The organism is Micromonospora sp. WMMD967, from assembly GCF_029626165.1.
In the GTDB taxonomy this organism is placed as follows: domain Bacteria; phylum Actinomycetota; class Actinomycetes; order Mycobacteriales; family Micromonosporaceae; genus Micromonospora; species Micromonospora taraxaci.
Genome location: NZ_JARUBK010000001.1, coordinates 2,633,338 through 2,655,630 on the forward strand (window position 1 = coordinate 2,633,338; position 22,293 = coordinate 2,655,630).

Here is a 22,293-nt window from a genome sequence, read left to right on the forward strand (position 1 = left end):
CCATGGCCGCCGTCCCGGATCCCGCCGGGATCGATACCGGCCGGGCCGACGCCCAGGGGTACGCCGCCAACTGGGCCCGTGCGGTACGCCGCCTCGGTTTCGTGCCGCTCAGCGCGGCCGAGACCGAGCGGCTGCTGCTGGTGCACACGATCCGGCTGGCGCAGGCGGTACGGGCGGAGCCGTTCACCGCCCGTCCCGCCGAAGAGGTCGGCGCGGCACTGGTGGAGGCGCACCTGACCGAGCCGCAGGCCCTGGACTGGACGGTGCACGCCCTCGGTGCGGACTTCCCGCACCGGGTGCTGGTGGCCAGCGACCGGCCGGCGGACCTCGCCGACCGGATGGCGGCGTTGCAGGGCGGGCTGGCCGCCGGATTCGCCCGGGCGCTCCGCGACCGCACGTTCAGCCAGCAGGAGCGGATCGCCCGTTCGGCCTGGCAGGCCCGTGACGAGGTCGAGCAGGCGCTGCGCGACAGCGAGGCGCGGTTTCGGGCCGTCTTCACCGGTGCCGCGATCGGGATCGGCATCGCCGACGTCGACGGTCGGATCGTCGATGTCAACCAGGCGTTCGCCGACATGCTCGGCTACTCGATCGAGGAGCTGTGCGAGACCAACGTGGCGGCGTTGTTCCACGCCGACGACGCCGTCGGCATGTGGGAGCTGTACCAGGAGCTGGTCGAGGGCAAGCATGAGTCCGCCCGGGTGGAGAAGCGTTACCACCGTAAGGACGGCAGCATGGTCTGGACCGACCTGGCCGTCTCGCTGATCCGCCACGACGACGGTCGGCCCCGCTACACCGTGGCGATGATCGAGGACATCACCCAGCGGTACGAACTCCAGCAGCGGCTGCGCTTCCAGGCGCTGCACGACCCACTGACCGGGTTGCCCAACCGGACGTTGTTCTTCGAGACGCTGGGTCGGGTCCTCGACGGCGCGGGCACCGGGCAGCGGGTCGGGGTGTGCTTCCTCGACCTGGACGGCTTCAAGGCGATCAACGACAGCCTCGGCCACGACCTCGGTGACCAGTTGCTGGTGATGATCGGCCGGCGGCTGAACGCGTGCGTGGCCGACCACGGCCATCTCGTCGCCCGGATGGGTGGCGACGAGTTCGTGATCCTCGTCGACGGAGGGGACGACGTCGACGACGCGGTGGCCGTCGCGGAGGCGGCGCTGGCGGCCGTCGCGGCCCCGGTGCACGTCGGCGACCACCAGTTGGCCGTCTCCGCCAGCGTGGGCATCGTGCAGTGCCCGGCGGAGGAGACCAGCCCGTCGGAGCTGATGAAGGCCGCGGACACCACGCTCTACTGGGCGAAGGCGGCGGGCCGGGGCCAGTGGGCGGTCTACGACCCGGAGCGCAGCGCCCGGGACATCGCCCGGTCGGCGCTTGTCGCCGGGCTGCCCGCCGCGCTGGACCGGGGCGAGTTCGTCCTGCACTACCAACCGATCGTGTCGCTGCTGGAGGGCAGCATGCTCGCGGTGGAGGCGCTGGTCCGGTGGGAGCACCCGGAGCTGGGCCTGATCGGACCGGACCGGTTCATCGGCCTGGCCGAGGAGACCGGCCTGATCGTCCGACTCGGGGAGTGGGTGCTCCGGCAGGCCTGTCACGACGCCGAGCGGTGGTGGCGGGAGTTCCCCGACGCCCGGCTGGTGGTCAGCGTCAACCTGGCCGCGCGGCAGGCCGACGACCCGACGATCGTGGAGACCGTGGCGGACGCCCTGCACACCAGTGGGCTGCCCGCGGACCTGCTCCAACTGGAACTGACCGAGAGCGCGGTGATGGGCAGCGCCGACGAGCCGTTGCGCAGCCTGTACCGGCTCGCCGCGCTGGGTGTCCGGCTGGCCGTCGACGACTTCGGCACCGGGTACTCCAACCTCGCGTACCTGCGGCGGCTGCCGATCCACTGCCTGAAGCTCGCCGGGCCGTTCGTCGAGGGCATCCGCGCCGACAGTGCTGCCGACCACCGCGACGAACGGATCGTCGACGCGCTGGTCCGGTTGGCGCACGCGTTGGAGTTGTGGGTGACCGCCGAGGCGGTCGAGACCGGGGAGCAGGCGGAACGGTTGCGGGCGCTGCGCTGCGACACCGGGCAGGGCCGGTTCTTCGGCGCCCCGGCCCCGGCGGGTGCGATCACCGCCCGGCTGCGTGGCGATGTGGTGGTGTGAGCGAGCGTCGCGGTTGAACCGGTGGTGCAGCAGCGTGGCGTGAAGCAGCGGCACGGAGCGGAGCGGAGTGCTGGTGTGAGCGAGCGTGGCGGGTGAACGTTGCGGGCTGACCGGCGGCAGGGCAAGGTGGCTGCGTGGACCTGACCGACTCGCAGACGGCGGTGACCGTGGTGGCCGGGTTGGCCATCCTGGCCGGGTTGGCCGGTGTGGTGGTGCCCGGTCTGCCGGCGCTGCCGTTGTGTTGGGGTGGCGTGCTGGTCTGGGCGATCTTCGGTGGCGCGGGCATGGCTGGTTGGGCGGTGTTCGCCGCCGCCACGGTGGTCGCCGCCGGTGGCGTCGTGATCAAGTACGTGTGGCCCGGTCGGAACCTGAAACACGCCGGTGTGCCGACGTCCACGTTGCTCGCCGGCGGGGTGCTCGGCATCATCGGGTTCTTCGTGGTGCCGGTTGTCGGGTTGGTGCTCGGCTTCGTCGGCGGGGTGTGGGCGGCGGAACGCCTCCGACTGGGCAGCAACCGCCTCGCCTGGCCGTCCACGGTGCAGGCGCTCAAGGCCGCCGGCCTCTCGATGCTCGTGGAGTTCCTGGCCGGCGTGATCATCGCCGCCGTCTGGGTGGCCGGTCTCCTCCTGACCTGACCCCCCTTCACCGTGTTGATCAAGAGGTTTGCGTCAGGCAGGAGCCGAAATCTGACGCAAACCTCTTGATCACGCCGGAAAGAGGGGAGGGCGCGGGGCACTTTTCGGGTACGGCGGGACGCCGTACGTGAGAGAGAGGTGTGCCCCGCGCCTCCGGGGTCCGGGCGGTCCGAGTGCCCGGGGTCGGCCCTGATCGGGCCTGGTCACGGGGTCAAGGATGCGCGTCGGGGTGGCTGGACGGCAACGCATTTAGCCCGATGGCGGTGACATTCCCACCGACCATGTATTGACCGTCTTGATCGGCCGGGATCACACTTTGCCCACTCGCACGCGGAACCACCTCAGGGAGGTGTGCAGTGGCAACGACCCCCGTGCCGACCGCCGAGCAACCGATGGACGACGATGCCCGACGGCTCGCCGAACTCGGCTACAAACAGGAGTTGCGCCGCAAGTGGAGCGGCTTCTCCAACTTCGCCATCTCGTTCTCGATCATCTCCATCCTGGCCGGCTGCTTCACCACCTTCGGCCAGGCGTGGAACAACGGCGGGCCGGTCGCCATCTCCTGGGGCTGGCCGCTGATCTCGCTGTTCATCCTCATCATCGGCTTCTGCATGGCGGAGCTGGTGTCGGCGTACCCGACGGCGGGCGGGATCTACTGGTGGGCGGCCACCATGGGTCGCCCGGTGCACGGCTGGTTCACCGGTTGGTTGAACCTGATCGGCCTGGTGGCGGTCACCGCCTCGGTGGACTACGGCTGCGCGACGTTCCTCAACCTCACCCTGTCGGCGCTCTTCGACGGTTGGGCCGGGACGCTGCGTCAGGCGTTCATCCTGTTCGTGATCATCCTGGTGCTGCACGGTCTGATCAACATCTTCGGGCACCGGATCATCGACGTACTCCAGAACGTCTCGGTCTGGTGGCACGTGGCCGGCGCGGCCGTCGTGGTGGCCATCCTGGTCTTCGTCCCGGACAACCACCAGAGCTTCCAGTTCGTGTTCACCGAGCGCTTCAACAACTCCGGCTTCGGTGACGGGGACGTCGGCGGGTTGACGTTCTGGTTCTACGTGCTGCCGCTGGGCTTCCTGCTGACCCAGTACACGATCACCGGTTTCGACGCCTGCGCGCACGTCTCCGAGGAGACCCGTGGCGCTTCGCAGGCCGCCGCGCGCGGGCTCTGGCAGTCGATCTTCTATTCGGCGGTCGGCGGTTGGATCCTGCTGCTGGCGTTCCTCTTCGCGGCCACCGACGTGGAGGCGGTCAATGCCGCGGGCGGCTTCTCCGGCGCGATCTTCGAATCCGCGCTGACCCCGGTCTTCTTCAAGATCGTCATCATCATCTCGACCATCGGCCAGTTCTTCTGCGGCATGAGTTGCGTGACCTCGATGAGCCGGATGGCCTACGCGTTCAGCCGGGACCGTGCGGTGCCCGGTTGGCGGCTCTGGTCAACTGTCGACCGCAACGGCACCCCGGTCAACGCCATCATCGGCGCCACAGTGGCCGGTCTGGTGCTGACCCTGCCGGCGCTCTACGAGAGTTCGGCGGGCATTCCGGTCGCGTTCTACGCGGTGGTCTCGGTCGCGGTGCTCGGGCTCTACCTGTCCTTCCTCATCCCGATCGCCCTGCGGCTGCGGATGGGCGACCGGTTCGTCCCCGGCCCCTGGACGCTGGGGCGCAAGTACAAGCTGCTCGGCTGGATCGCGGTGATCGAGATCGTGGTCATCGCTGTCTACTTCGTGCTTCCGATCGTGCCCGCCGGGGTGCCCGGCAACGACGGGTTCACCTGGTCGGCGGTGAACTACGCGCCGCTCGCCGTCGGCGGGGTGTTGTTGGTGGTCGCCGTCTGGTGGTACGCGTCGGCGCGTACGTGGTTCACCGGTCCGGTGCGTACCGTCGAGGAACCTGCCACCAGATCTCAGCCGGCGGTGGTCGACGGGTCGGAGTGACCCCGGCCGCGCACCCGGTCACTACCGGGCCGTGCCGGCACGACCGGCGGGCGGCGGTTGCCGCTCGCCGGTCGTGAAGCGCAGGACGCGATCGTCCAGCGGCATCGGCGTGCCGTTGTCGTCGCGGTTGCTGGTGGTCACCCACAGCGAGCCGTCCGGTGCCGCGACGACGGTACGCAGGCGGCCGTGGACGCCCACCAGTTCGGCGACCGGGGTGCCGACCTGCCCGGCGGCGCTCACCGGCACCGTCCACAACCGGGTGCCCCGCAGAGCGGCGACGAACAGCGTGCCGCCCGCGAAGGCGACGCCACTCGGCGACGCCTGCGCCGGAGGCCAGACGACGACCGGGGCGCGAAACCGACTGTCGACGCTCGGACCCTCCACGACCGGCCAACCGTAGTTGCCGCCCCGCACGATGACGTTGACCTCGTCCCAGGTGGCCTGGCCAAACTCGGAGGCGAACAGGCGACCGTGCGGATCCCAGGCCAATCCCTGCACATTGCGGTGGCCGTAGCTGAAGACCGGCGAGCCGGGGAACGGGTTGTCCGCCGGGATGCCGCCGTTCGGCCGGATCCGCAGGATCTTGCCGTTGCGGCTGGCCAGGTTCTGCGCGTTGGCGGGCATGCCGGCGTCACCGATGCCGGCGTAGAGCAGCCCGTCCGGGCCGAAGGCGATCCGGCCGCCGTTGTGCACCGACGCCCGCTGAAGGCCGCTGAGGATCACCTGCTGGTGCTGCGGGGCGCTCAGGCGGAACCGCGTGATGCGGATGTCGGAGGCGGTGGTGAAGCAGACGTACACCCAGCGGTCCTGTCGGTAGCGGGGCGAGACGGCCAGGCCGAGCAGCCCTCCCTCGCCGCCGGCGACCACGCCGGGGATCCGGGCGACCGGTACGGGCGACCGACCCGGTCGTATCCGCACCACGGTGCCCCGGTCGCGCTGGCCGACGAGGGCGCTGCCGTCGGGAAGGAAGTCCAACCCCCACGGAACATCCAGCCCGGTCGCGACGACGTCCGGGTCGGCGAAGTCGAAACCGCCGGCCTGAGACGCGATCACGGGCGCCGGTGCCGGCTGTACGCCCGCCTCCGCGCTCACCGTGCTCACGAGCGCGATGACGGCGGTGACGACGGTCAGGACTGCTCGAAGACGCATGCCAACTCCTCGCCTGGTTTGCCGCCGACCACTGCGGGGGCATTGACGGTGATCCGGATTGCCAGTAGACCTTGGTGATGGAGGCCCGCTGATGAGCAGAACGCCATTGACGCTGGAAGAGTTGCGGGTCGCCGTCGACGCCGGCGAGATAGACACCGTGGTGTTGGCCCTGGTCGACATGCAGGGCCGGTTGCAGGGCAAGCGGTTCCACGCGCCGTTCTTCCTCGACCAGGTGGCCGAGAACGGCAGCGAGGGGTGCAACTACCTGCTCGCCGTGGACGTCGACATGAACACCGTCGACGGGTACGCGATGTCGAGCTGGGAGCGCGGCTACGGCGACTTCGCGATGGTGCCGGACTTCGGCACGCTGCGCCGGGTCCCCTGGCAGCCCGGCTCCGCGATGCTGCTGGCCGACCTGACCTGGCTCGACGGCTCCGGTGACGTGGTCGCCTCGCCCCGGCAGATCCTGCGCCGCCAGCTGGACCGGCTGGCCGAGCACGGGCTGACCGCGTACGCCGGCACCGAGCTGGAGTTCGTGCTGTTCCGCGACTCGTACGAGGACGCCTGGCGGCGGGGCTACCGGGACCTCACCCCGGCGAATCAGTACAACGTCGACTACTCGCTGCTCGGCACCGCCCGGGTGGAGCCGCTGCTGCGCCGGATCCGCACCGAGATGGCCGCCGCCGGGCTGACGCCGGAGAGCGCCAAGGGTGAGTGCAACCTCGGCCAGCACGAGATCGCGTTCCGCTACGACGAGGCGGTGGCCTGCGCCGACCACCACGTCATCTACAAGAACGGCGCCAAGGAGATCGCCGCCCAGGAGGGCATGGCGATCACCTTCATGGCCAAGCCGAACGAGCGGGAGGGCAACTCCTGCCACATCCACTTCTCGCTGCGGGACAGCAGTGGTCGTTCGGCGATGCTCGGCGACGGGCCCGCCCACCTGTCGCCGACCGGGCAGCGGGTGCTCGCCGGGCTGTTGGCCACCATGCGGGAATTCAGCCTGCTCTTCGCCCCGAACATCAACTCCTACAAGCGTTACCAGCCGGGGTCGTTCGCCCCGACGGCGCTGCGGTGGGGGGTGGACAACCGCACGTGCGCGCTGCGGGTGGTCGGCCACGGGCAGGGGATGCGCGTGGAGAACCGGGTGCCCGGGGCCGACGTCAACCCGTACCTGGCGATCGCCGGGCTGGTCGCCGGCGCGCTGCACGGCATCGAGCAGGAGTTGGAACTGGGCGACGAGTGCACCGGCAACGCGTACGACGACCCGGAGGCCGAGCGGGTGCCCGGCACGCTGCGCGACGCCCTGGCCCTCTGGGAAAGCTCGGAGGTAGCCCGCGAAGCCTTCGGCGAGGAGGTGGTGGCCCACTACGCCAACCAGGCGCGGGTCGAGCTGGCCGCCTTCGACGCCGCGGTGACGGACTGGGAGCTGACCCGTGGCTTCGAACGCCTGTGACCCGCGGGTGATCGACGAGGCAGGGGCGGGGTGGGGGTGGTGACGCTTGTGGTTGACCCCTCTTCCGGGGTGGGGATTCGGGAGGTCTCCGGTGCCTCGGTGGGGGAGGTGGACGCGGCTGTTGCGCGGGCGGCTGCCGCATTCGAGGGGTGGCGGAAGGTCGGGCCGGGGGATCGGGCCCGGTTGCTGCGGCGGTTCGCCTCCGTCGTCGACGCGCATCTGGACGAGTTGGCCGCGCTGGAGGTCCGCAACTCCGGGCACACCATCGGCAACGCCCGATGGGAGGCCGGCAACGTGCGGGACGTCCTGGACTACTACGCCGGGGCGCCCGAGCGGTTGACCGGGCGGCAGATCCCGGTGCCGGGAGGACTGGACGTCACCTTCCACGAACCGCTGGGCGTGGTCGGCGTGATCGTGCCGTGGAACTTCCCGATGCCGATCGCCGCCTGGGGATTCGTGCCGGCCCTCGCCGCCGGCAACACAGTGGTGCTCAAACCCGCCGAGCTGACCCCGCTCACCGCTCTGCGGCTGGCCGAGTTGGCCCGCGAGGCCGGCCTGCCCGACGACGTGTTCACCGTCGTACCGGGCGAGGGGGCGGTGGTGGGGGAGCGCTTCGTCAGCCACCCGGCGGTCCGCAAGATCTGCTTCACCGGCTCCACCGAGGTCGGCACCCGGATCATGGCCGGGTGCGCCGCCCAGGTGAAGCGGCTCACCCTGGAGTTGGGCGGCAAGAGCGCGAACATCGTGTTCGCCGACGCGGACCTGGAACGCGCCGCGGCGACCGCGCCGGGCGCGGTCTTCGACAACGCCGGCCAGGACTGCTGCGCACGGTCGCGGATCCTCGTCCAACGGCCGGTGTACGACCGGTTCCTGGCGCTCCTCGAACCAGCGGTACGCGCGGTGCGGGTCGAGGACCCGTCCCGGGACACCGCCGAGATGGGCCCGCTGATCTCCGCGACCCAGCGGGACCGGGTCGCCGGTTACCTGACCGACGCGACCGTCGCGTTCACCGGGTCCTGCCCCGACGGCCCCGGGTTCTGGCACGCGCCCACCGTGCTGTTGGCCGACTCACCTGCCGACCGGCACTGGCGGGAGGAGATCTTCGGGCCGGTGGTCTCGGTGCTGCCGTTCGACGACGAGGCCGACGCGGTCCGGCTCGCCAACGACACCGAGTACGGCCTGTCCGGCTCCATCTGGACCCGGGACGTGGGTCGGGCGCTGCGCCTGGCCCGCGCCGTCGAGGCGGGCAACCTCAGCGTCAACTCGCACTCCTCGGTGCGCTACTGGACCCCGTTCGGTGGGATGAAGCGTTCCGGGCTCGGCCGTGAGCTGGGCCCGGACGCGCTGCACTCGTTCACCGACGTCAAGAACGTGTTCATCGCGACAGAGGAGTGATGCGGGTGCAGGGTCGATTGCAGGACCGGGTGGCAGTGGTCACCGGCGCGGGCAGCGGTATCGGGTTGGCCACCGTCCGGCGGTTCGCCGCCGAGGGAGCCCGGGTGGTGTGCGTCGACATCGACACGACGGCCGGCGCGAAGGCCGCCGAGGAGTGCGGTGGCGAGTTCGTCCACACCGACGTGGCCGACGAGTCGGCGGTACGCGACCTGTTCGACGGGGTGGCCGACCGGCACGGCCGGGTGGACATCGCGTTCAACAACGCCGGTATCTCCCCGCCCGACGACGACTCCATCCTCGACACCGGCCTCGACGCGTGGGAGCGGGTGCTGCGGGTCAACACGACGAGCGTCTACCTGTGCTGCAAGTACGCGATCCCGCACATGCGTCGCCAGGGCAAAGGCTCGATCATCAACACCGCCTCCTTCGTGGCGCTGATGGGCGCGGCGACGTCGCAGATCGCGTACACCGCGAGCAAGGGCGGGGTGCTGGCGATGACCCGGGAGTTGGGTGTGCAGTTCGCCCGCGAGGGCATCCGGGTCAACGCGCTCTGTCCCGGCCCGGTGGCCACCCCACTGCTGTTGGAGTTGTTCGCCGCCGACCCGGAGCGGGCCGCCCGCCGCCTCGTGCACGTGCCGATGGGCCGGTTCGGGCAACCGGAGGAGATCGCCGCCGCGGTGGCGTTCCTGGCCAGCGACGACGCCTCGTTCATGACCGCCGCGCAGTTCGTGGTCGACGGAGGCATCACCGGCGCCTACGTCACGCCTCTATGAGCGTGAGTTCGCCGCGGAGGCCGGTGATCGGGATCAGCGCGTACGTCGAGCCGGCTGGCTGGGCGGTGTGGCGGGACGTACCGGCGGTGCTGGTGCCGGAGGCGTACGCGCGGGCGGTGACGGCCGCCGGCGGCCGGGCCGTGGTCCTGCCGCCGGACGACGTGGACGGTGACGTGGTGGCGGTTCTGGACGGGCTGCTGCTGGCCGGTGGCGCCGACGTCGGTCCGGGGCGGTACGGGCAGCGGCCCGACCCGCGTACCGAGGACCGGCCGGATCGGGACGCCGGCGAGTTGACACTGTTGGCCGCCGCGCTCGCCGCCGGCCTGCCGGTGCTGGGCGTGTGCCGGGGCATGCAGTTGCTCGCCGTGGCATACGGCGGAACCCTGCACCAGCACCTGCCCGACGTGGTCGGTCATGACGCGCACCGTCCGGCGCCCGGTGTCTACGGCAGCCACCCGGTGCGGTTCGCGCCGGGAAGTCTGGCGGCGACGGTGCTGGCCGGGGTGGACCGGGTCAACTCCTACCACCACCAGGCGGTCGCCGACCCGGGCCGGCTGTCGGTCACCGGTTGGGCGGAGGACGGTGTGGTGGAGGCGGTGGAGGATCCGGCCCTGCCGTTCGTGCTCGGTGTGCAGTGGCATCCGGAGAACGATCCGGACCCGCGACCGATCACCGCGCTGGTGCGGGCCGCCGGGCGGCCGGTCGACAGCGCGTGTGACGCTCGTCGCCCCCGTGCGTTGGCGTCACCGGTGGGAGGATCGACGGATGGGCAAGGTCTATCCGGAGATCGACGGTCGACTGGGTGACTTCATCACGGCTCAGCCGGTCTTCTTCGTGGCCACCGCGCCGTCCGGCGCGGAGGGGCACGTCAACGTCTCGCCGAAGGGCATGCGGGGCACCTTCGTCATCCTCGGGCCGCACCGGGTGGCGTACCTCGACTATCACGGCAGCGGGGCGGAGACCATCGCCCACCTGCGGGACAACGGCCGGATCACGCTGATGTTCTGTGCCTTCGACGGGCCGCCGAAGATCGTCCGGTTGCACGGCCGGGGCACCAGCGTCGCCGTGACCGAGGAGACCTTCGCCGACCGGCTCGCCGAGTTTCCGGCGCCTCCGGACGTGCACGCCGTCCGGGCGGTGATCATCGTGGAGGTGGAGCGGGTCAGCGACTCCTGTGGCTACGCCGTCCCTCTGATGGACTTCCGCACCGAGCGTGATTTGTTGCTCACGTCACACTCCCGTCGTACGGCCGAGGATCTGGTGGCCTACCGGGCCACCAAGAACGCGGCAAGCATCGACGGGCTGCCGGTCTTCTGACTGGTCGGGGCGCTTCGACCACCGCTGTCGCACGCCGCCGCGTACCCGGGCTGTCCAATGTCCGACGTCTCGCGTGAACGTCAACAGCGTCCACCTGTCGTGATGCGTTACGTTGCTGGTCCGCTGGGGTACAAGTCCGAGCACGGCGGGAGAAGATCAACGGTCGAGGGGTACGGCCGGAGCGGGAGGCTGCATGAGCTCGGCCCAGGGGGGAGCGGACGAACGGCATCCTGCCGCGTCCGGCGGTGACACCTCCCCGATGCTGGCAGCGGCGTTCGCGGCGGGTGGTGAGTTGGGCGAGCGTCTGGCGAACTTCGACTGGTCCTCCGGCCCGCTGGGCACACCCGGTCAGTGGCCTGTCGCGCTGTCCAACGCGGTCGGCATGATGCTCGCCTCCAGCGCGCCGATCGTCATGTTCTGGGGCGACGACCAGCGCGCCTTCTACAACGACGCGTACCGGCCGACCATCGGTGCCAAGCACCCGCACGCCATCGGCCAGCCGGCCCGCTCGTACTGGGCGGAGACCTGGCCGGTGCTCGGCCCGCTGCTCGACGGTGTCCGGACCACAGGCCGCTCCTACCGGGGCGAGGACCACCCCTTCCTGCTGGACCGGCACGGCTTCGTCGAGCAGACCTACTTCAACGTCTCGTACGACCCGATCCGCAGCGCCGACGGTGCGGTCGGTGGCGTCTACTGCATCGTCAGCGAGACCACCGGACGGGTGCTCGGCGAGCGTCGGCTGCGGGCACTGGCCGAACTGGGCGCCGAGCTGAACGACATCGGCAGCGCCGCCGAACTCGGTCGAACCGCGGCCGAGGTGCTCGGCCGGCACCGGGCGGACGTGCCGTTCGCCCTGCTCTACCTGACCGACGACAGTGGTCAGCTCGCCCTGGCCGGTTCCACGGGTAGCGTCCCGCCGCCGCTCGACGCCGTCGCGCAGGTGCTGGCCCGGGTGACCGCCGATGGCACGCCCGCCACTGTCGAGGTGGCCGACCTGGTCGATTCGCCGCCGGTCGCCGCCGCCGACCAGGCCCTCGTTCTGCCGCTCACGGCCACCAACGAGACCGTGGGCGCGCTGATCGTCGGCGTGGGCCGTCAGCTACCGCTCGGCGACGACTACCGGAACTTCCTCGACCTGGTCGCCGCGCAGATCTCCCGTGCGGTCGGCACGCAGCGGGCGTACGAGCAGGAGCGGGCCCGGGCCGCCGAGTTGGCCGCACTGGACCGCGCGAAGACCAACTTCTTCGCCAACGTCAGCCACGAGTTCCGTACCCCGTTGACCCTGGTGCTCGGCCCACTGGAGGACATGCTGGCCGACCCGGCGCTACCCGCCTCCGGGACCGAGCGGCTCACCACCATGCACCGCAACGCGTTGCGCCTGCTCAAGTTGGTCAACACGGTGCTGGACTTCTCCCGACTGGAATCCGGGCGGCTCGCCGCCCGCTACCAGCCCACCGACCTCGCCGGCTACACGGCCCGGCTGGCCAGCACCTTTCGGTCGGCCACCGACCGGGCCGGATTGCGGCTGGTGGTGGATTGCCCGCCACTGCCGGCGCCGGTCTTCGTCGACCGCGACATGTGGGAGAAGATCGTCCTCAACCTGGTGTCCAACGCTGTCAAGTTCACCTTCGACGGCGAGATCCGGGTGCAGGTCCGGGCGGTGGACGGCGCGGCCCGGCTGGAGGTGAGCGACACCGGCATCGGCATCGTGCCGGACGAGATTCCGCACGTCTTCGAGCGCTTCCACCGGGTGCCCGGGGCGCGTGCGCGCACCCACGAGGGCACCGGGATCGGCCTGGCGCTGGTCCGGGAGCTGGTCGAGATGCACGGCGGCGAGGTGGGGCTGACCAGTCGGGTCGACGAGGGCAGCACCTTCACGGTCGCCATCCCGATCGGTGCGGACCACCTGCCGGCGGACCGGGTCGTCACGTTCGGTCACCTGCCCACGGCGGAGCCCGAGCAGGCCCGCCTCTACGTGGCGGAGACCGCGTTGTGGAGCGGCACCGGCCCGGCACCCGATTACGACAGCCGCCCGACCGACGGCACCCCGGCCGGCCGGATCCTGGTCGTCGACGACAACGCGGACCTGCGCGAGCACGTCACGCGGCTGCTCTCCCCGACCTGGGAGGTGGTCACCGCGAACGACGGGCTGGCCGCGCTGTCACTGGCTCGCGACGGTGGGTTCGACCTGGTGCTCAGTGACGTGATGATGCCCCGACTCGACGGGTTCGGGCTGGTGAGCGCGCTGCGCGCGGATCCGCGTACCCGGCATGTTCCGATCGTGCTGCTCTCCGCCCGGGCCGGCGCCGCGGAGGCCGTCGCCGGTCTCTCCGCCGGCGCGGACGACTACCTCACCAAGCCTTTCGCCAGCCAGGAGTTGATCGCCCGGGTCCGGGCCAACGTCGAGCTGGGCCAGCTCCGTGGGCAGATCATCCGACGGCTCCGGGCGCTGGCCGACGCGGCGGTGGCGGTCAACACCGCCCGGTCCACCGGGGACGTGCTCCAGGTCGCCGCCCGGCACGCGCTCAGCCTCGCCGAGGCCACCCGAGTGGTGGTCACCGCGGCCGGGGCCCGCGCCGAGGCGGACGGCGGTGGCACCACCGCCACGGACCCGTCCTTCGCCACCGAGCTGACCGGCACCGCCGGCGACGTGCTTGGTGAGCTGCGGGTCTGGCGGCCCGACGGCGACGACGCGCAGGCCGACGCCGCGCTGACCCAGCTGGCCCGGCTGGTCGGGGCGCGGTTGGAGAACGCCCAGCTCTACGAGGCCGAACACCGCATCGCCACCACCCTGCAACACAGCCTGCTGCCGCGAGCGCTGCCGCAGCTGCCCGGGGCGGTGCTGGCCAGCCGTTACCTGCCCGGCACCGCCGACGTCGAGGTCGGCGGTGACTGGTACGACGCCATCGCCCTCGACAACGGCGACCTGGTGCTGGTCATCGGCGACGTGGTCGGTAAGGGCGTCCAGGCCGCCGCCGCGATGGGGCAACTGCGCAACGCGCTGCGGGCGTACCTGCTGGAGGGCTACGGGCCGGGTGAGGCGCTGACCCGGCTCAACCGGCTGGTCGGGTCCACCGAGCGCCGTTCCTTCGCGACGGTGGTCTGTTTGTTGTTCGACCCGCGTACCAGCCGCCTGCGGTACGCCAGTGCCGGTCACCCGTCCCCACTGCTGATCAGAGGAGGCGACGTGGCGTTCCTGCACGTGCGCGCGCTCGGCCCGCCGGTCGGCGCCGTCCCCGACGCCACGTACGAGGCGGTCGAGGGCGAGTTGACGCCGGGCAGTCGGCTGTTGCTCTACACCGACGGGCTGATCGAGGATCGGCAGCTCGACATCGACGGCGCGCTGGGCCAGCTGTGCCTGGACGCCGCCACCCCCAGCGAGCACGTGACCGACCTGATCGACGCCGTGGTCGAGCGGGTCGACGGGCGGCCCCGCCGTGACGACGTGGCCGTCCTCGCCCTGCAGGCGGCGGAGCTGAACCGCTTCGCGTTGCGGCTGCCGGCGGACCCGACCCGGCTGAGCGTGCTGCGTAAGCGTCTGGAGGATTTCCTGATCGCACACGAGGTCGGCGAGACCGACGTGTTCGACCTGACCGTCGCGGTCTCCGAGGCCGCCGCGAACGCCATCGAACACCCGGTCCACCCCGCCGAGGCCACGATCAGCGTGGAGGTGGCGATCGAGAACCGGACGGTGACGGCGACCGTGCGGGACAGCGGGCAGTGGCGTGAGTCGACCGGTTCCGGGTTCCGGGGGCGTGGTCTGGCGCTGATCAGGGCGTTGGGTGACCTGTCGGTGCGGCGCACCGACGAGGGCACCGAGGTGACGCTGCGCCGGCAGCTACGGGACTGACCACGCGCCCGGCACGACCGTTCAGGTCGGGCTGAGCCAGCTCTGCTCGCCCAGGCCGGAGATGTCCAACACCCGACGGACCTGCCGGGACGGCAGGACGGTGAGCGTGCCCGGGAACTGCTGGGCGAGCCGGACCAGGGCGTGGATGGCGGCCGAGTCGAAGAAGGTGACAGTGCGCAGGTCGAGGGTGATCCGCTCGGCGGGCTCGCGCAGCGCGGTCTGGAGCATCGTGTCCGCGGTCGCCATGTCGACCTCACCGGCCACCACCACGCGGAGGTGGTCACCGTCGATCTCCGCGCTGGCGGAGAAGACAGGTGGTGCTCCCCCTTGATCCACGCAGACACCATGGCACAGCGACACTTGCAGGGCAACAACCACCTCACGGCAGCCGTGGCGCGGGTCACCAGCGCTGCCGGCGATAGGCTTGCGGCATGACCGTCCGCCCTCCGCTGACACCCGGCACGCTCTCCCCGCTGCGACCGGTGCCGGCCCAGATCGCCCGACCGGAGTACGTGGGCAAGAAGCGTCCGCAGGAGTGGCGTGGCTCGCACGTGCAGACGGCGGAGACCATCGAGAAGATGCGGGTGGCCAGCCGGCTCGCCGCCCAGGCGACCCAACTCGCCGGCGAGCACTGCAAGCCCGGCGTGACCACCGACGAGATCGACAAGGTGGTGCACGAGTTCCTCTGCGACCACGGCGCCTACCCGTCGACGCTGGGCTACAAGGGCTTCCCGAAGTCGTGCTGCACCAGCATCAACGAGGTCATCTGCCACGGCATCCCGGACTCCACGGTCATCCAGGACGGCGACATCATCAACGTCGACGTGACCGCGTACATCGGTGGGGTGCACGGTGACACCGACGCGACCTTCTGCGTCGGTGAGGTCAGCGAGGAAGCCCGACTGCTGGTCGAGCGCACCCACGAGGCGATGATGCGCGGCATCCGCGCGGTCGCCCCGGGCCGGCAGATCAACGTGGTGGGCCGGGTCATCGAGTCGTACGCCAAGCGGTTCGGCTACGGGGTGGTTCGCGACTTCACCGGCCACGGCATCGGCGAGGCCTTCCACAGCGGGCTCTACGTGCCGCACTACGACAGCCCGCGTCCCACCGACATCATGGAACCGGGGATGACGTTCACCATCGAGCCGATGATCACTCTCGGCACCTACCAGTACGACATGTGGGACGACGGGTGGACCGTCGTCACCAAGGACCGGAAGTGGACGGCCCAGTTCGAGCACACCATCGTGGTGACCGACGATGGCCACGAGATCCTCACCCTGCCGTGAGCGCGAGGAACGCAGCGAAGCGGAGTCCCGCAGTCGCGATCGAATGGCAAACACCGTGAGCGCGAGGAACGCAGCGAAGCGGAGTCCCGCAGTCGCGATCGAAGGGCAGGCACCGTGACCGACGCCCCAGCAGCTCTGCGCGAGGCGCACCACGCCGACGTCTCCGGCGGCTGGCTGCGTCCGGCCGTCTTCGGCGCGATGGACGGCCTGGTCACCAACATCGCCCTGATCGCCGGCGTCGGCGGCGGCGGGGTGTCGTCGCACAGCATCGTGCTCACCGGCACCGCCGGCCTGGTCGCCGGGGCGATCTCCATGGGCCTCGGTGAGTACACGAGCGTCCGGTCCGCCAACGAGCAGGTGGCCGCCGAGGTGGCCAAGGAACGTCGGGAGCTGGAACGCCATCCCGAGGCGGAGGCCCGCGAACTCGCCGACGCCTGGGTGGCCCGCGGCCTACCCCGGGACCTCGCCACCCAGGTCGCCGAAGCGGTACGCCGCGACCCGGAGGAAGCCCTGCGGGTGCACGTCCGCGAGGAGTTGGGCGTCGACCCCGACGACCAGCCCAGCCCGTGGGCGGCGGCGACGTCGTCGTTCCTGTTCTTCTCGCTGGGTGCCCTGATCCCGCTGCTGCCCTACCTGGTCGGCGCGACCGAGCTGTGGTTGGCACTCGCGGTCGGCGGGCTCGGCCTGTTCGCCGCCGGCGCGGTGGTGGCCCGCTTCACCAACCGGCCGTGGTGGACCGGCGGCCTCCGCCAACTGCTGCTCGGTGCCGCCGCGGCCGGCGCGACCTATCTCATCGGCACGCTGATCGGGGTGAGCGGCGGGCTGTGACGCCGGTCAACCCGTGAGCAGGTCGTCGATCGTCCCGTCGACCGCACGACCACGGGCGGCCAACTCCTCGGCCTGCCGGGCCAGCACCGCACCCACCTCGGTCATGTCCGCGCCGGCCAACCCGGTGCGCCGAACCGCGTCCCCCGGGTCCCGGAAGTAGGTGCGGCTCAGCAGACCCGTCACCGTGGCCGCCGCCAGCCGGGCCTCACCGAGCATCAACAGGGCCTGGTCGGTCTCGTACCACTCGGCGAGCCGGGCCGCCCGGGCGTGCGCCGCGCTGCCCCGGTACCAGGCCTGCCGGGCCGCGGTGCTGAACTCCGCCGGTCGAGCCCGGGCCAACCGGCCCAGATGCTCGTCGCGCAGCGTTCGCAACCAACCCGTCGGGTCGTGCAACGCCTGCGTGGTGACGTACCGGTCGGCGGTCAGCGGCCACAACGCCGAGATCACCCGGGCCTGCGCCAGGTAGTCCTCCGCACCGGCCACGGTCAGATCGACGAGCACCCCGTCCACCCGACGGGTCGCCGGCGGTGGGCCGGCACCGGACCGGTAGGTGACCACCAACATCCCCGCCTCGCGGTCCCCACCGCCGTCGTCGTCGCCGTGCGCCAGGGGCCCGTGGACGGCTACCGCGAGCACGTCGGCCGGGAAACGCCGCCGGACCGCCTCGGCGACCCGCTCCGCGACCGCCCAGCGTCCATCGTCGAGACCCCGATCGACACCGGTCTGCCCGCCGCTCGCGCTCACGGGGTCACCTTCCGCTACTGGGCTGCCGTCGCAGTTTAGCCAGCGGGCGGTGGGTCGGCGGGCGCGCCGCGCCCGGTCGGCACCAGCCGGAAGATGTGGATCTCCCGGCCGCCGGCCCGCTGCACGTACGTGTGGTACGCGGGCCACTCGGTGACCAGCAACTGCCACAGCCGGTCCCGCTCGGCGCCGGACGCCAGGTCGGCGCGCACCGGGATCCGCCGACCCTTCACGTCCACCGTGGCGGCGGGGTCGGCGAGCACGTTCATCGCCCAGCCGGGGTGGTGCGTCTGCCCCCAGTTGGAGCCGATCACCACGTAGGCGTCGTCGTCTCGCACGTACAGCAGCGGGTTGCTGCGGGGCTTGCCGGAACGGCGGCCGGTCGTGGTGATCACCAGGGACGGCATCAGGCCGAGCGCGACCACCCGGCCCCGGGTGAGCCGACCGATCATCCGGTCGGCGGGAACCAGCAGACGCGCGGTGGCGCCGAACCACCGGTGGTGACCAACTCGGCGGGTGAGATTTCCCAGCACTGACACGCGGATCAGTCTGCCGGTTGCCCGGCCCGCGCGGCACCCCCGCACGCGCCCCGATCGCCGACCGGCGGGCGGGGTGCCAACAGTCAGTCCAGTCGCCGCTCGATCGGCAGCCGGGCGCGGGTGAACAGACCGGCCCCGAGCATCGTCACCACCGGCACCAGCACGAGCACCCCGAGGGTGGGCCACGGCACCAGGATCGGGTACGGATCGGGTACCGGCCAGGCGCTGGCGTACTGCCGGTTGACCGAGAACAGCACGATCGCCGCGGTGCCCAGCCCGGCCACGATGCCGAGCACCGAACCGAGCCCGGCGATGACCCCGGCCTGGCAGATCGCCAGCGACCGGCGCAACGCCGGTGCCGCGCCGACGGCCGCCAGGGTGGTCAGTTCGGCGCGTCCCTCGGCGGCGGCGAGCGCCGTGGCGATACCGGCCGCTCCCACCGTGATCAGGCCGGCCGCCGCCGCGATGAGCAGGAGCAGCGGTGAGACGTCCCGGGGCGCGGAACCCTGCTCCACGTTCAGCGCGAAGGTCCCGAACGACGCCAGGGCGGCGGCGAACCGTGCCTGCTGCTCCTCGTCGGGCGGGATCGTGGTGCCGATCACCCAGCCGGCCGAGGACCAGTTCACGCCGAGTTGTCGGGCCGCGCCGGTGGACAGCAGCAGACGGGGATAGCCGACCGCCCGGGGCAGCGCGTACCCGGGCAGATCACGGAGCGCGGTCAGCTGATCCGGCCCGGTGTCCACCCGGCTGACGCGTACCGTCACCAGGTTGTCGTGCAGGTAGCGCGGGTCGGTCACCACCACGCCGCCGGCGCGTAGCACCGCCGAGGCCGCCGCTGTCGTCGTCGGGTCCGCGCCGGTGAGAAGTGGTAGCGCGCTGCCGTCGTCCACCTCGGGTTGCAGGTAGCCCTCGGAGGGGTCCGCCGCGCAGCGTGGGTCGGACCGCGCCTGCTGGCGGTGCGACGCGGGAAGGTCGTCATCGATCTGCCAGGGGCATTCCCGGCCCGGGGGGAGCACCGGCGCGATGTCGCAGTAGACAGCGCCCGCCGCGTCGCAGTCCGGCGTGTGGACGGTGGCCACGGCCCCGACCCCCAACTGATCCTGGGCGGCGTCGACCACCTGGGCCAGCGTGGGTTGCTGGCCCGACCCGTTCTGGTAGACCAGCATGTGACCGGTCGGCAGCATCGGCTGATAGGCGCGTGCGTCGCGGACGCCGTCACTGGTCAGGTACCCGCCGAGCGCCACGCTGCTGGCGACGGCGGCCATCACGGCGCAGATGGCCGGCACCGCGGCGGCTCGGTTGCGGCTGGCGTCGCGCAACGCGATCCGGGGCGCCAACGGCAACAGCCGGCCGAGACGGGCGAGCGTCGTGATCAACGTCGGCGTGCAGGACACCAGCCCCAGCTCGCCGAGGATCAGACCGGTGAGGATCACTGCGGGGGAGGTTTGGGCGGACCCGTACGCCGCCAGCCCTGCCCCGCCCACGACCAGTGCGAGGCCGACGACCAGCCACCGGCCCGGGGCCACCGGTGGGGTACGTCGCCCGGCGAGCCCGGCGCTGACATCCTGCCGGGCGGCCGTCCACGCCGGTGCCAGCGCGGCGAGCACCCCGGTCAGCACCGCTACCGCACCAAGCAGCACCAGGGCGGCCGGCCAGCAGCGGTAGCCGCCGAAGCGCACACCGAAGACGTACTCCTCCATCAGCGGGCGGCCGGCGAACGCCGCGCCGACGCCGACGACCAGACCGACGGCGGCGCCCAGCACGCCCAGCACCACACCGTCGGCCAGCACGACCCGGCGCAGTTGGGCGGCGTCCCCACCGGCCACCGCGACCAGCGCCAGATCCCGCCGTCGGCGACGGACGCCGACGGCGAAGGCCGGCCCGACCAGCAGGACGACCTCCAGCAGCCCGAGGCCGGCGATCAGGACGCCGGTGCTCAGGTCGTTGGCGTCGCTCGCCCCGATGAACCCGAACCGGGTCCGGTTCGATCCGCCCCCCGCGCCGTCCGAGTGGCGTGCGGTGACCACCACGCCCCGGTCGTTGAGCCGGGACACCAGCGCGGCGTCGACGGTCCCGGCTACGTCCGCCAACCAGACGCTGTCCGGCCCGGGACCGGTCTTCGGTACGGCTCCCGGGTGCAGCGCCACGACCGGACCGAGGTCGTCGGGGAACTCGACCACCCCCACCACTGTGTACGCCCTGCTCCCGTCTGCGACCGTGACGGCGTCTCCGAGGCGCAGGTCCAGGCGGCGCAGTGCCGCCGGGCTGACCGCGACCTCAAAGGGCTGCTGTGGTGCCCGCCCGGCCAGGAACCGCACCAGCCCCCTGGCCAACGGGTCGCCGAGGTCCAGCACCCGACCGGACACGTTCTCGTCGCGGTCCGGGCCGCGCAGGGTCAGCGGGGTGTACGGGCGCACCTCGGTGACCCGACTGCCCGGCCCCAGCAGCGCGGTCATCTGGGCTGCGGTGACCCTCGGAGGGGGCTTGCCGTCCTGCGTGTTCCAGCCCTCACCCCACTCGTCCTGTCCCACCGGGCCGTTGGCGACCCACTGCAACTCCGCGTCGGCGACGCCGAGTCGACGGTCGACACGTTCCTGCGAGGTCAGCTCGGCCATGTCGTAGCTCGCCGCGAGGAAGGCCAGCACGGCCACCGGCAGGGCGATCATCGCGAGGACCAGGGCGGTCCGCCCCCGGGCCCGGCGGGACTCGCGCCGCGCGATCCGCAGCGCGGTCCGCCAGGAGCCGGTCAGCTCGGCGATCCGTCGCCGGCCGACGAGGGCGGGTGGCTGGACCGGCGACGCCGGCACGGGGTCGGCCCGGTCCGGGGCCTGCTGCGGACGGCGGATGGTCACCGCTCGCTACCGGACAGCAGTTGCTCGACGCTGCCCAGCGGTGCCGTCGTGTCGACGAGCACGCCGTCGCGGAGGAACACCACCCGGTCCGCCCAGCCGGCGTGTCGTGCCTCGTGGGTGACCAGCACCCCGGCGGCGCCCGCGTCGATCCGGCGGCGTAGCAGGTGCAGCACCGCCTCGCCGGTCTGCGAGTCCAGTGCGCCGGTGGGCTCGTCGGCGAGTACCAGTCGCCGCTCACCCACCAGCGCGCGGGCGATGGCCACCCGCTGCTGCTGCCCGCCGGAGAGCTGGTCGGGGAAGCGGTCGCCCAACCCGGGCAGGCCCACCTCGGTGAGCGCGGCCCGGGCCAGCGCGCGGGCGCGGCGTCCGCTGGTGCCGTCGAGCTCCAGCGGGAGGGCCACGTTCTCCAGCGCGCTCAGACTGCCCAGCAGATTGAGCTGCTGGAAGATGTAGCCGATCCGGCGTCGACGCAGTTGGGCCAGCCCGCGACGGTCCAGGGCCCCGAGCGGTTGCCCCTCGACCCGGACCTCGCCGCCGGTCGGACGGTCCAGCCCTCCGGCCAGCGCCAACAGCGTGGACTTGCCGGATCCGGACGGTCCCATCACGGCGACCAGTTCGCCGGGCCGGACGGCCAGGCTGACGCCGCGCAGCGCGTGCACCGCCGCCGGTCCGGAGCCGTGGGTGCGGTGGACGGCGCGGAGCTCCAAGACCGCGTCGTCCGACCCGCTCACCGTCGGGCCTCCTCGCCGGCCCACCTCGCTGAGTCCTGCGCGTCGGGGTCCCCCACTCGAGGCACGGGAGGTGCCGGGCCGGTGGGTTGGTGCCGCACCAGACTGCTCTCGCAGTGGTCCAGCCAGCGCACCTCCGCCTCGGCCTGGAACACCATGGAGTCCAGTACGAGGCGCCAGGGGAGGTCCTCCGGCCGGTTGCTGCCGTACTTCAGCCGGGTCAGCTCCTGAAGGGCACGCATCGTCGCGCTGCGCTGGGCCTGCACCACCGAGCGGACGTCCACCCCGGGTGTGGTCAGCGCCAACGCCAGCTTGATGGCCAACTCGTCGCGGGGGCGATCGGTGCGGCTGATCGGGGTGGCGAACCACAACGCCAGGTCCGCCCGGCCGGCATCGGTGATCTCGTACGGGCGCTGCCCGGCCTCGCTCTCCGGCAGCGGGCGCACCAGACCGTCCCGTTCCAGCCGGGACAGCGTGGTGTAGACCTGCCCGATGTTCAGCGGCCAGGTCGAGCCGGTCGACTCCTCGAACGCGGCGCGCAGCTGGTAGCCGTACATCTGGCCGCGTTCGAGCAGGGCGAGCAACCCGTGACGGATGGACATGGCAACGGAGTATGCATACCTGGTATGCGCTCCGCAA

The 22,293-nt window shown here is 71.8% G+C and carries 18 protein-coding genes; 11 read left to right on the forward strand and 7 right to left on the reverse strand.

All coding sequences use genetic code 11. The features are described from left to right. Nucleotides 1–2: 2 nt before the first annotated feature. The 3 genes from O7631_RS12390 to O7631_RS12400 all read left to right on the forward strand — a co-directional run bounded on the left by O7631_RS12390 (nt 3) and on the right by O7631_RS12400 (nt 4,737). A complete protein-coding gene (locus O7631_RS12390) occupies nt 3–2,159 on the forward strand; it encodes an EAL domain-containing protein (protein WP_278144365.1) in 2,157 nt (718 codons plus the stop codon). A gap of 134 nt (nt 2,160–2,293) precedes the next feature. Beyond that, the gene (locus O7631_RS12395; RefSeq protein ID WP_278144366.1) at nt 2,294–2,794 is read left to right on the forward strand and encodes a DUF456 domain-containing protein; all 501 of its coding nucleotides are present in this window, start codon (nt 2,294–2,296) and stop codon (nt 2,792–2,794) included. A gap of 356 nt (nt 2,795–3,150) precedes the next feature. Further along, nucleotides 3,151–4,737: an amino acid permease gene (locus O7631_RS12400; protein ID WP_278144367.1), complete on the forward strand. Its 1,587-nt coding sequence runs from the start codon at nt 3,151–3,153 to the stop codon at nt 4,735–4,737. Nucleotides 4,738–4,758: 21 nt separating this feature from the next. Here O7631_RS12400 and O7631_RS12405 read toward each other — a convergent pair whose 3' ends face one another. Further along, nucleotides 4,759–5,886 carry a PQQ-dependent sugar dehydrogenase gene (locus O7631_RS12405; RefSeq protein WP_278144368.1) on the reverse strand — a complete coding sequence of 376 codons (1,128 nt, stop codon included), beginning with the start codon at nt 5,884–5,886 and terminating at the stop codon, nt 4,759–4,761. Nucleotides 5,887–5,977: 91 nt separating this feature from the next. Between O7631_RS12405 and O7631_RS12410 the strand changes: the two genes are divergently transcribed. From O7631_RS12410 to O7631_RS12435, 6 genes are all read left to right on the forward strand, one after another. Continuing rightward, nucleotides 5,978–7,342: a glutamine synthetase family protein gene (locus O7631_RS12410; protein WP_278144369.1), complete on the forward strand. Its 1,365-nt coding sequence runs from the start codon at nt 5,978–5,980 to the stop codon at nt 7,340–7,342. Nucleotides 7,343–7,381: 39 nt separating this feature from the next. Continuing rightward, the gene (locus O7631_RS12415; protein ID WP_278144370.1) at nt 7,382–8,737 is read left to right on the forward strand and encodes an aldehyde dehydrogenase family protein; all 1,356 of its coding nucleotides are present in this window, start codon (nt 7,382–7,384) and stop codon (nt 8,735–8,737) included. Nucleotides 8,738–8,742: 5 nt separating this feature from the next. Beyond that, nucleotides 8,743–9,510, forward strand: a complete 768-nt coding sequence (locus tag O7631_RS12420) for a 3-oxoacyl-ACP reductase (protein WP_347403503.1) — start codon at nt 8,743–8,745, stop codon at nt 9,508–9,510. Further along, entirely contained in the window at nt 9,507–10,316 is an 810-nt protein-coding gene (locus O7631_RS12425) for a gamma-glutamyl-gamma-aminobutyrate hydrolase family protein (protein ID WP_278144372.1), read from the forward strand. Before O7631_RS12420 ends, O7631_RS12425 begins: the two co-directional genes overlap by 4 nt. Then, nucleotides 10,276–10,827 carry a pyridoxamine 5'-phosphate oxidase family protein gene (locus tag O7631_RS12430; protein WP_278144373.1) on the forward strand — a complete coding sequence of 184 codons (552 nt, stop codon included), beginning with the start codon at nt 10,276–10,278 and terminating at the stop codon, nt 10,825–10,827. The genes O7631_RS12425 and O7631_RS12430 overlap by 41 nt, the downstream gene beginning before the upstream one ends. Before the next feature lie 193 nt (nt 10,828–11,020). Further along, on the forward strand, nt 11,021–14,677 hold the full coding sequence (locus O7631_RS12435; protein ID WP_278144374.1) for a SpoIIE family protein phosphatase: 3,657 nt from the start codon (nt 11,021–11,023) through the stop codon (nt 14,675–14,677). A 21-nt stretch (nt 14,678–14,698) separates the two neighbouring features. On the opposite strand, the gene O7631_RS12440 is transcribed toward O7631_RS12435, so the two are convergent. Next, nucleotides 14,699–15,013, reverse strand: a complete 315-nt coding sequence (locus O7631_RS12440; RefSeq protein ID WP_278144375.1) for an STAS domain-containing protein — start codon at nt 15,011–15,013, stop codon at nt 14,699–14,701. Nucleotides 15,014–15,108: 95 nt separating this feature from the next. Here O7631_RS12440 and map point away from each other — a divergent pair, with 95 nt between their 5' ends. Together map and O7631_RS12450 are read left to right on the forward strand one after the other, a co-directional pair. After that, nucleotides 15,109–15,966 (forward strand): type I methionyl aminopeptidase, encoded by an 858-nt coding sequence (map, locus tag O7631_RS12445; protein ID WP_278144376.1) that lies wholly within the window; start codon nt 15,109–15,111, stop codon nt 15,964–15,966. Nucleotides 15,967–16,080: 114 nt separating this feature from the next. After that, on the forward strand, nt 16,081–16,794 hold the full coding sequence (locus tag O7631_RS12450; RefSeq protein WP_278144377.1) for a VIT1/CCC1 transporter family protein: 714 nt from the start codon (nt 16,081–16,083) through the stop codon (nt 16,792–16,794). A gap of 6 nt (nt 16,795–16,800) precedes the next feature. On the opposite strand, the gene O7631_RS12455 is transcribed toward O7631_RS12450, so the two are convergent. The 5 genes from O7631_RS12455 to O7631_RS12475 all read right to left on the reverse strand — a co-directional run bounded on the left by O7631_RS12455 (nt 16,801) and on the right by O7631_RS12475 (nt 22,256). Further along, nucleotides 16,801–17,538 (reverse strand): nucleotidyltransferase domain-containing protein, encoded by a 738-nt coding sequence (locus tag O7631_RS12455; RefSeq protein WP_269680585.1) that lies wholly within the window; start codon nt 17,536–17,538, stop codon nt 16,801–16,803. Between the two features lie 35 nt (nt 17,539–17,573). After that, a complete protein-coding gene (locus O7631_RS12460; protein ID WP_278144378.1) occupies nt 17,574–18,074 on the reverse strand; it encodes a nitroreductase/quinone reductase family protein in 501 nt (166 codons plus the stop codon). Nucleotides 18,075–18,157: 83 nt separating this feature from the next. Continuing rightward, entirely contained in the window at nt 18,158–20,926 is a 2,769-nt protein-coding gene (locus O7631_RS12465) for an FtsX-like permease family protein (protein WP_278144379.1), read from the reverse strand. Continuing rightward, the gene (locus O7631_RS12470) at nt 20,923–21,657 is read right to left on the reverse strand and encodes an ABC transporter ATP-binding protein (RefSeq protein ID WP_278144380.1); all 735 of its coding nucleotides are present in this window, start codon (nt 21,655–21,657) and stop codon (nt 20,923–20,925) included. Before O7631_RS12470 ends, O7631_RS12465 begins: the two co-directional genes overlap by 4 nt. Further along, entirely contained in the window at nt 21,654–22,256 is a 603-nt protein-coding gene (locus O7631_RS12475; protein WP_269680582.1) for a PadR family transcriptional regulator, read from the reverse strand. Before O7631_RS12475 ends, O7631_RS12470 begins: the two co-directional genes overlap by 4 nt. Nucleotides 22,257–22,293 lie beyond the last annotated feature (37 nt).

Coding starts and splice junctions, on each gene's coding strand:
- O7631_RS12390 (WP_278144365.1), top strand. CDS start 3: ATGGCCGCCGTCCCGGATCCCGCCGGGATCGATACCGGCCGGGCCGAC.
- O7631_RS12410 (WP_278144369.1), top strand. CDS start 5,978: ATGAGCAGAACGCCATTGACGCTGGAAGAGTTGCGGGTCGCCGTCGAC.
- O7631_RS12425 (WP_278144372.1), top strand. CDS start 9,507: ATGAGCGTGAGTTCGCCGCGGAGGCCGGTGATCGGGATCAGCGCGTAC.
- O7631_RS12405 (WP_278144368.1), bottom strand. CDS start 5,886: ATGCGTCTTCGAGCAGTCCTGACCGTCGTCACCGCCGTCATCGCGCTC.
- O7631_RS12435 (WP_278144374.1), top strand. CDS start 11,021: ATGAGCTCGGCCCAGGGGGGAGCGGACGAACGGCATCCTGCCGCGTCC.
- O7631_RS12475 (WP_269680582.1), bottom strand. CDS start 22,256: ATGTCCATCCGTCACGGGTTGCTCGCCCTGCTCGAACGCGGCCAGATG.
- O7631_RS12430 (WP_278144373.1), top strand. CDS start 10,276: ATGGGCAAGGTCTATCCGGAGATCGACGGTCGACTGGGTGACTTCATC.
- map (WP_278144376.1), top strand. CDS start 15,109: ATGACCGTCCGCCCTCCGCTGACACCCGGCACGCTCTCCCCGCTGCGA.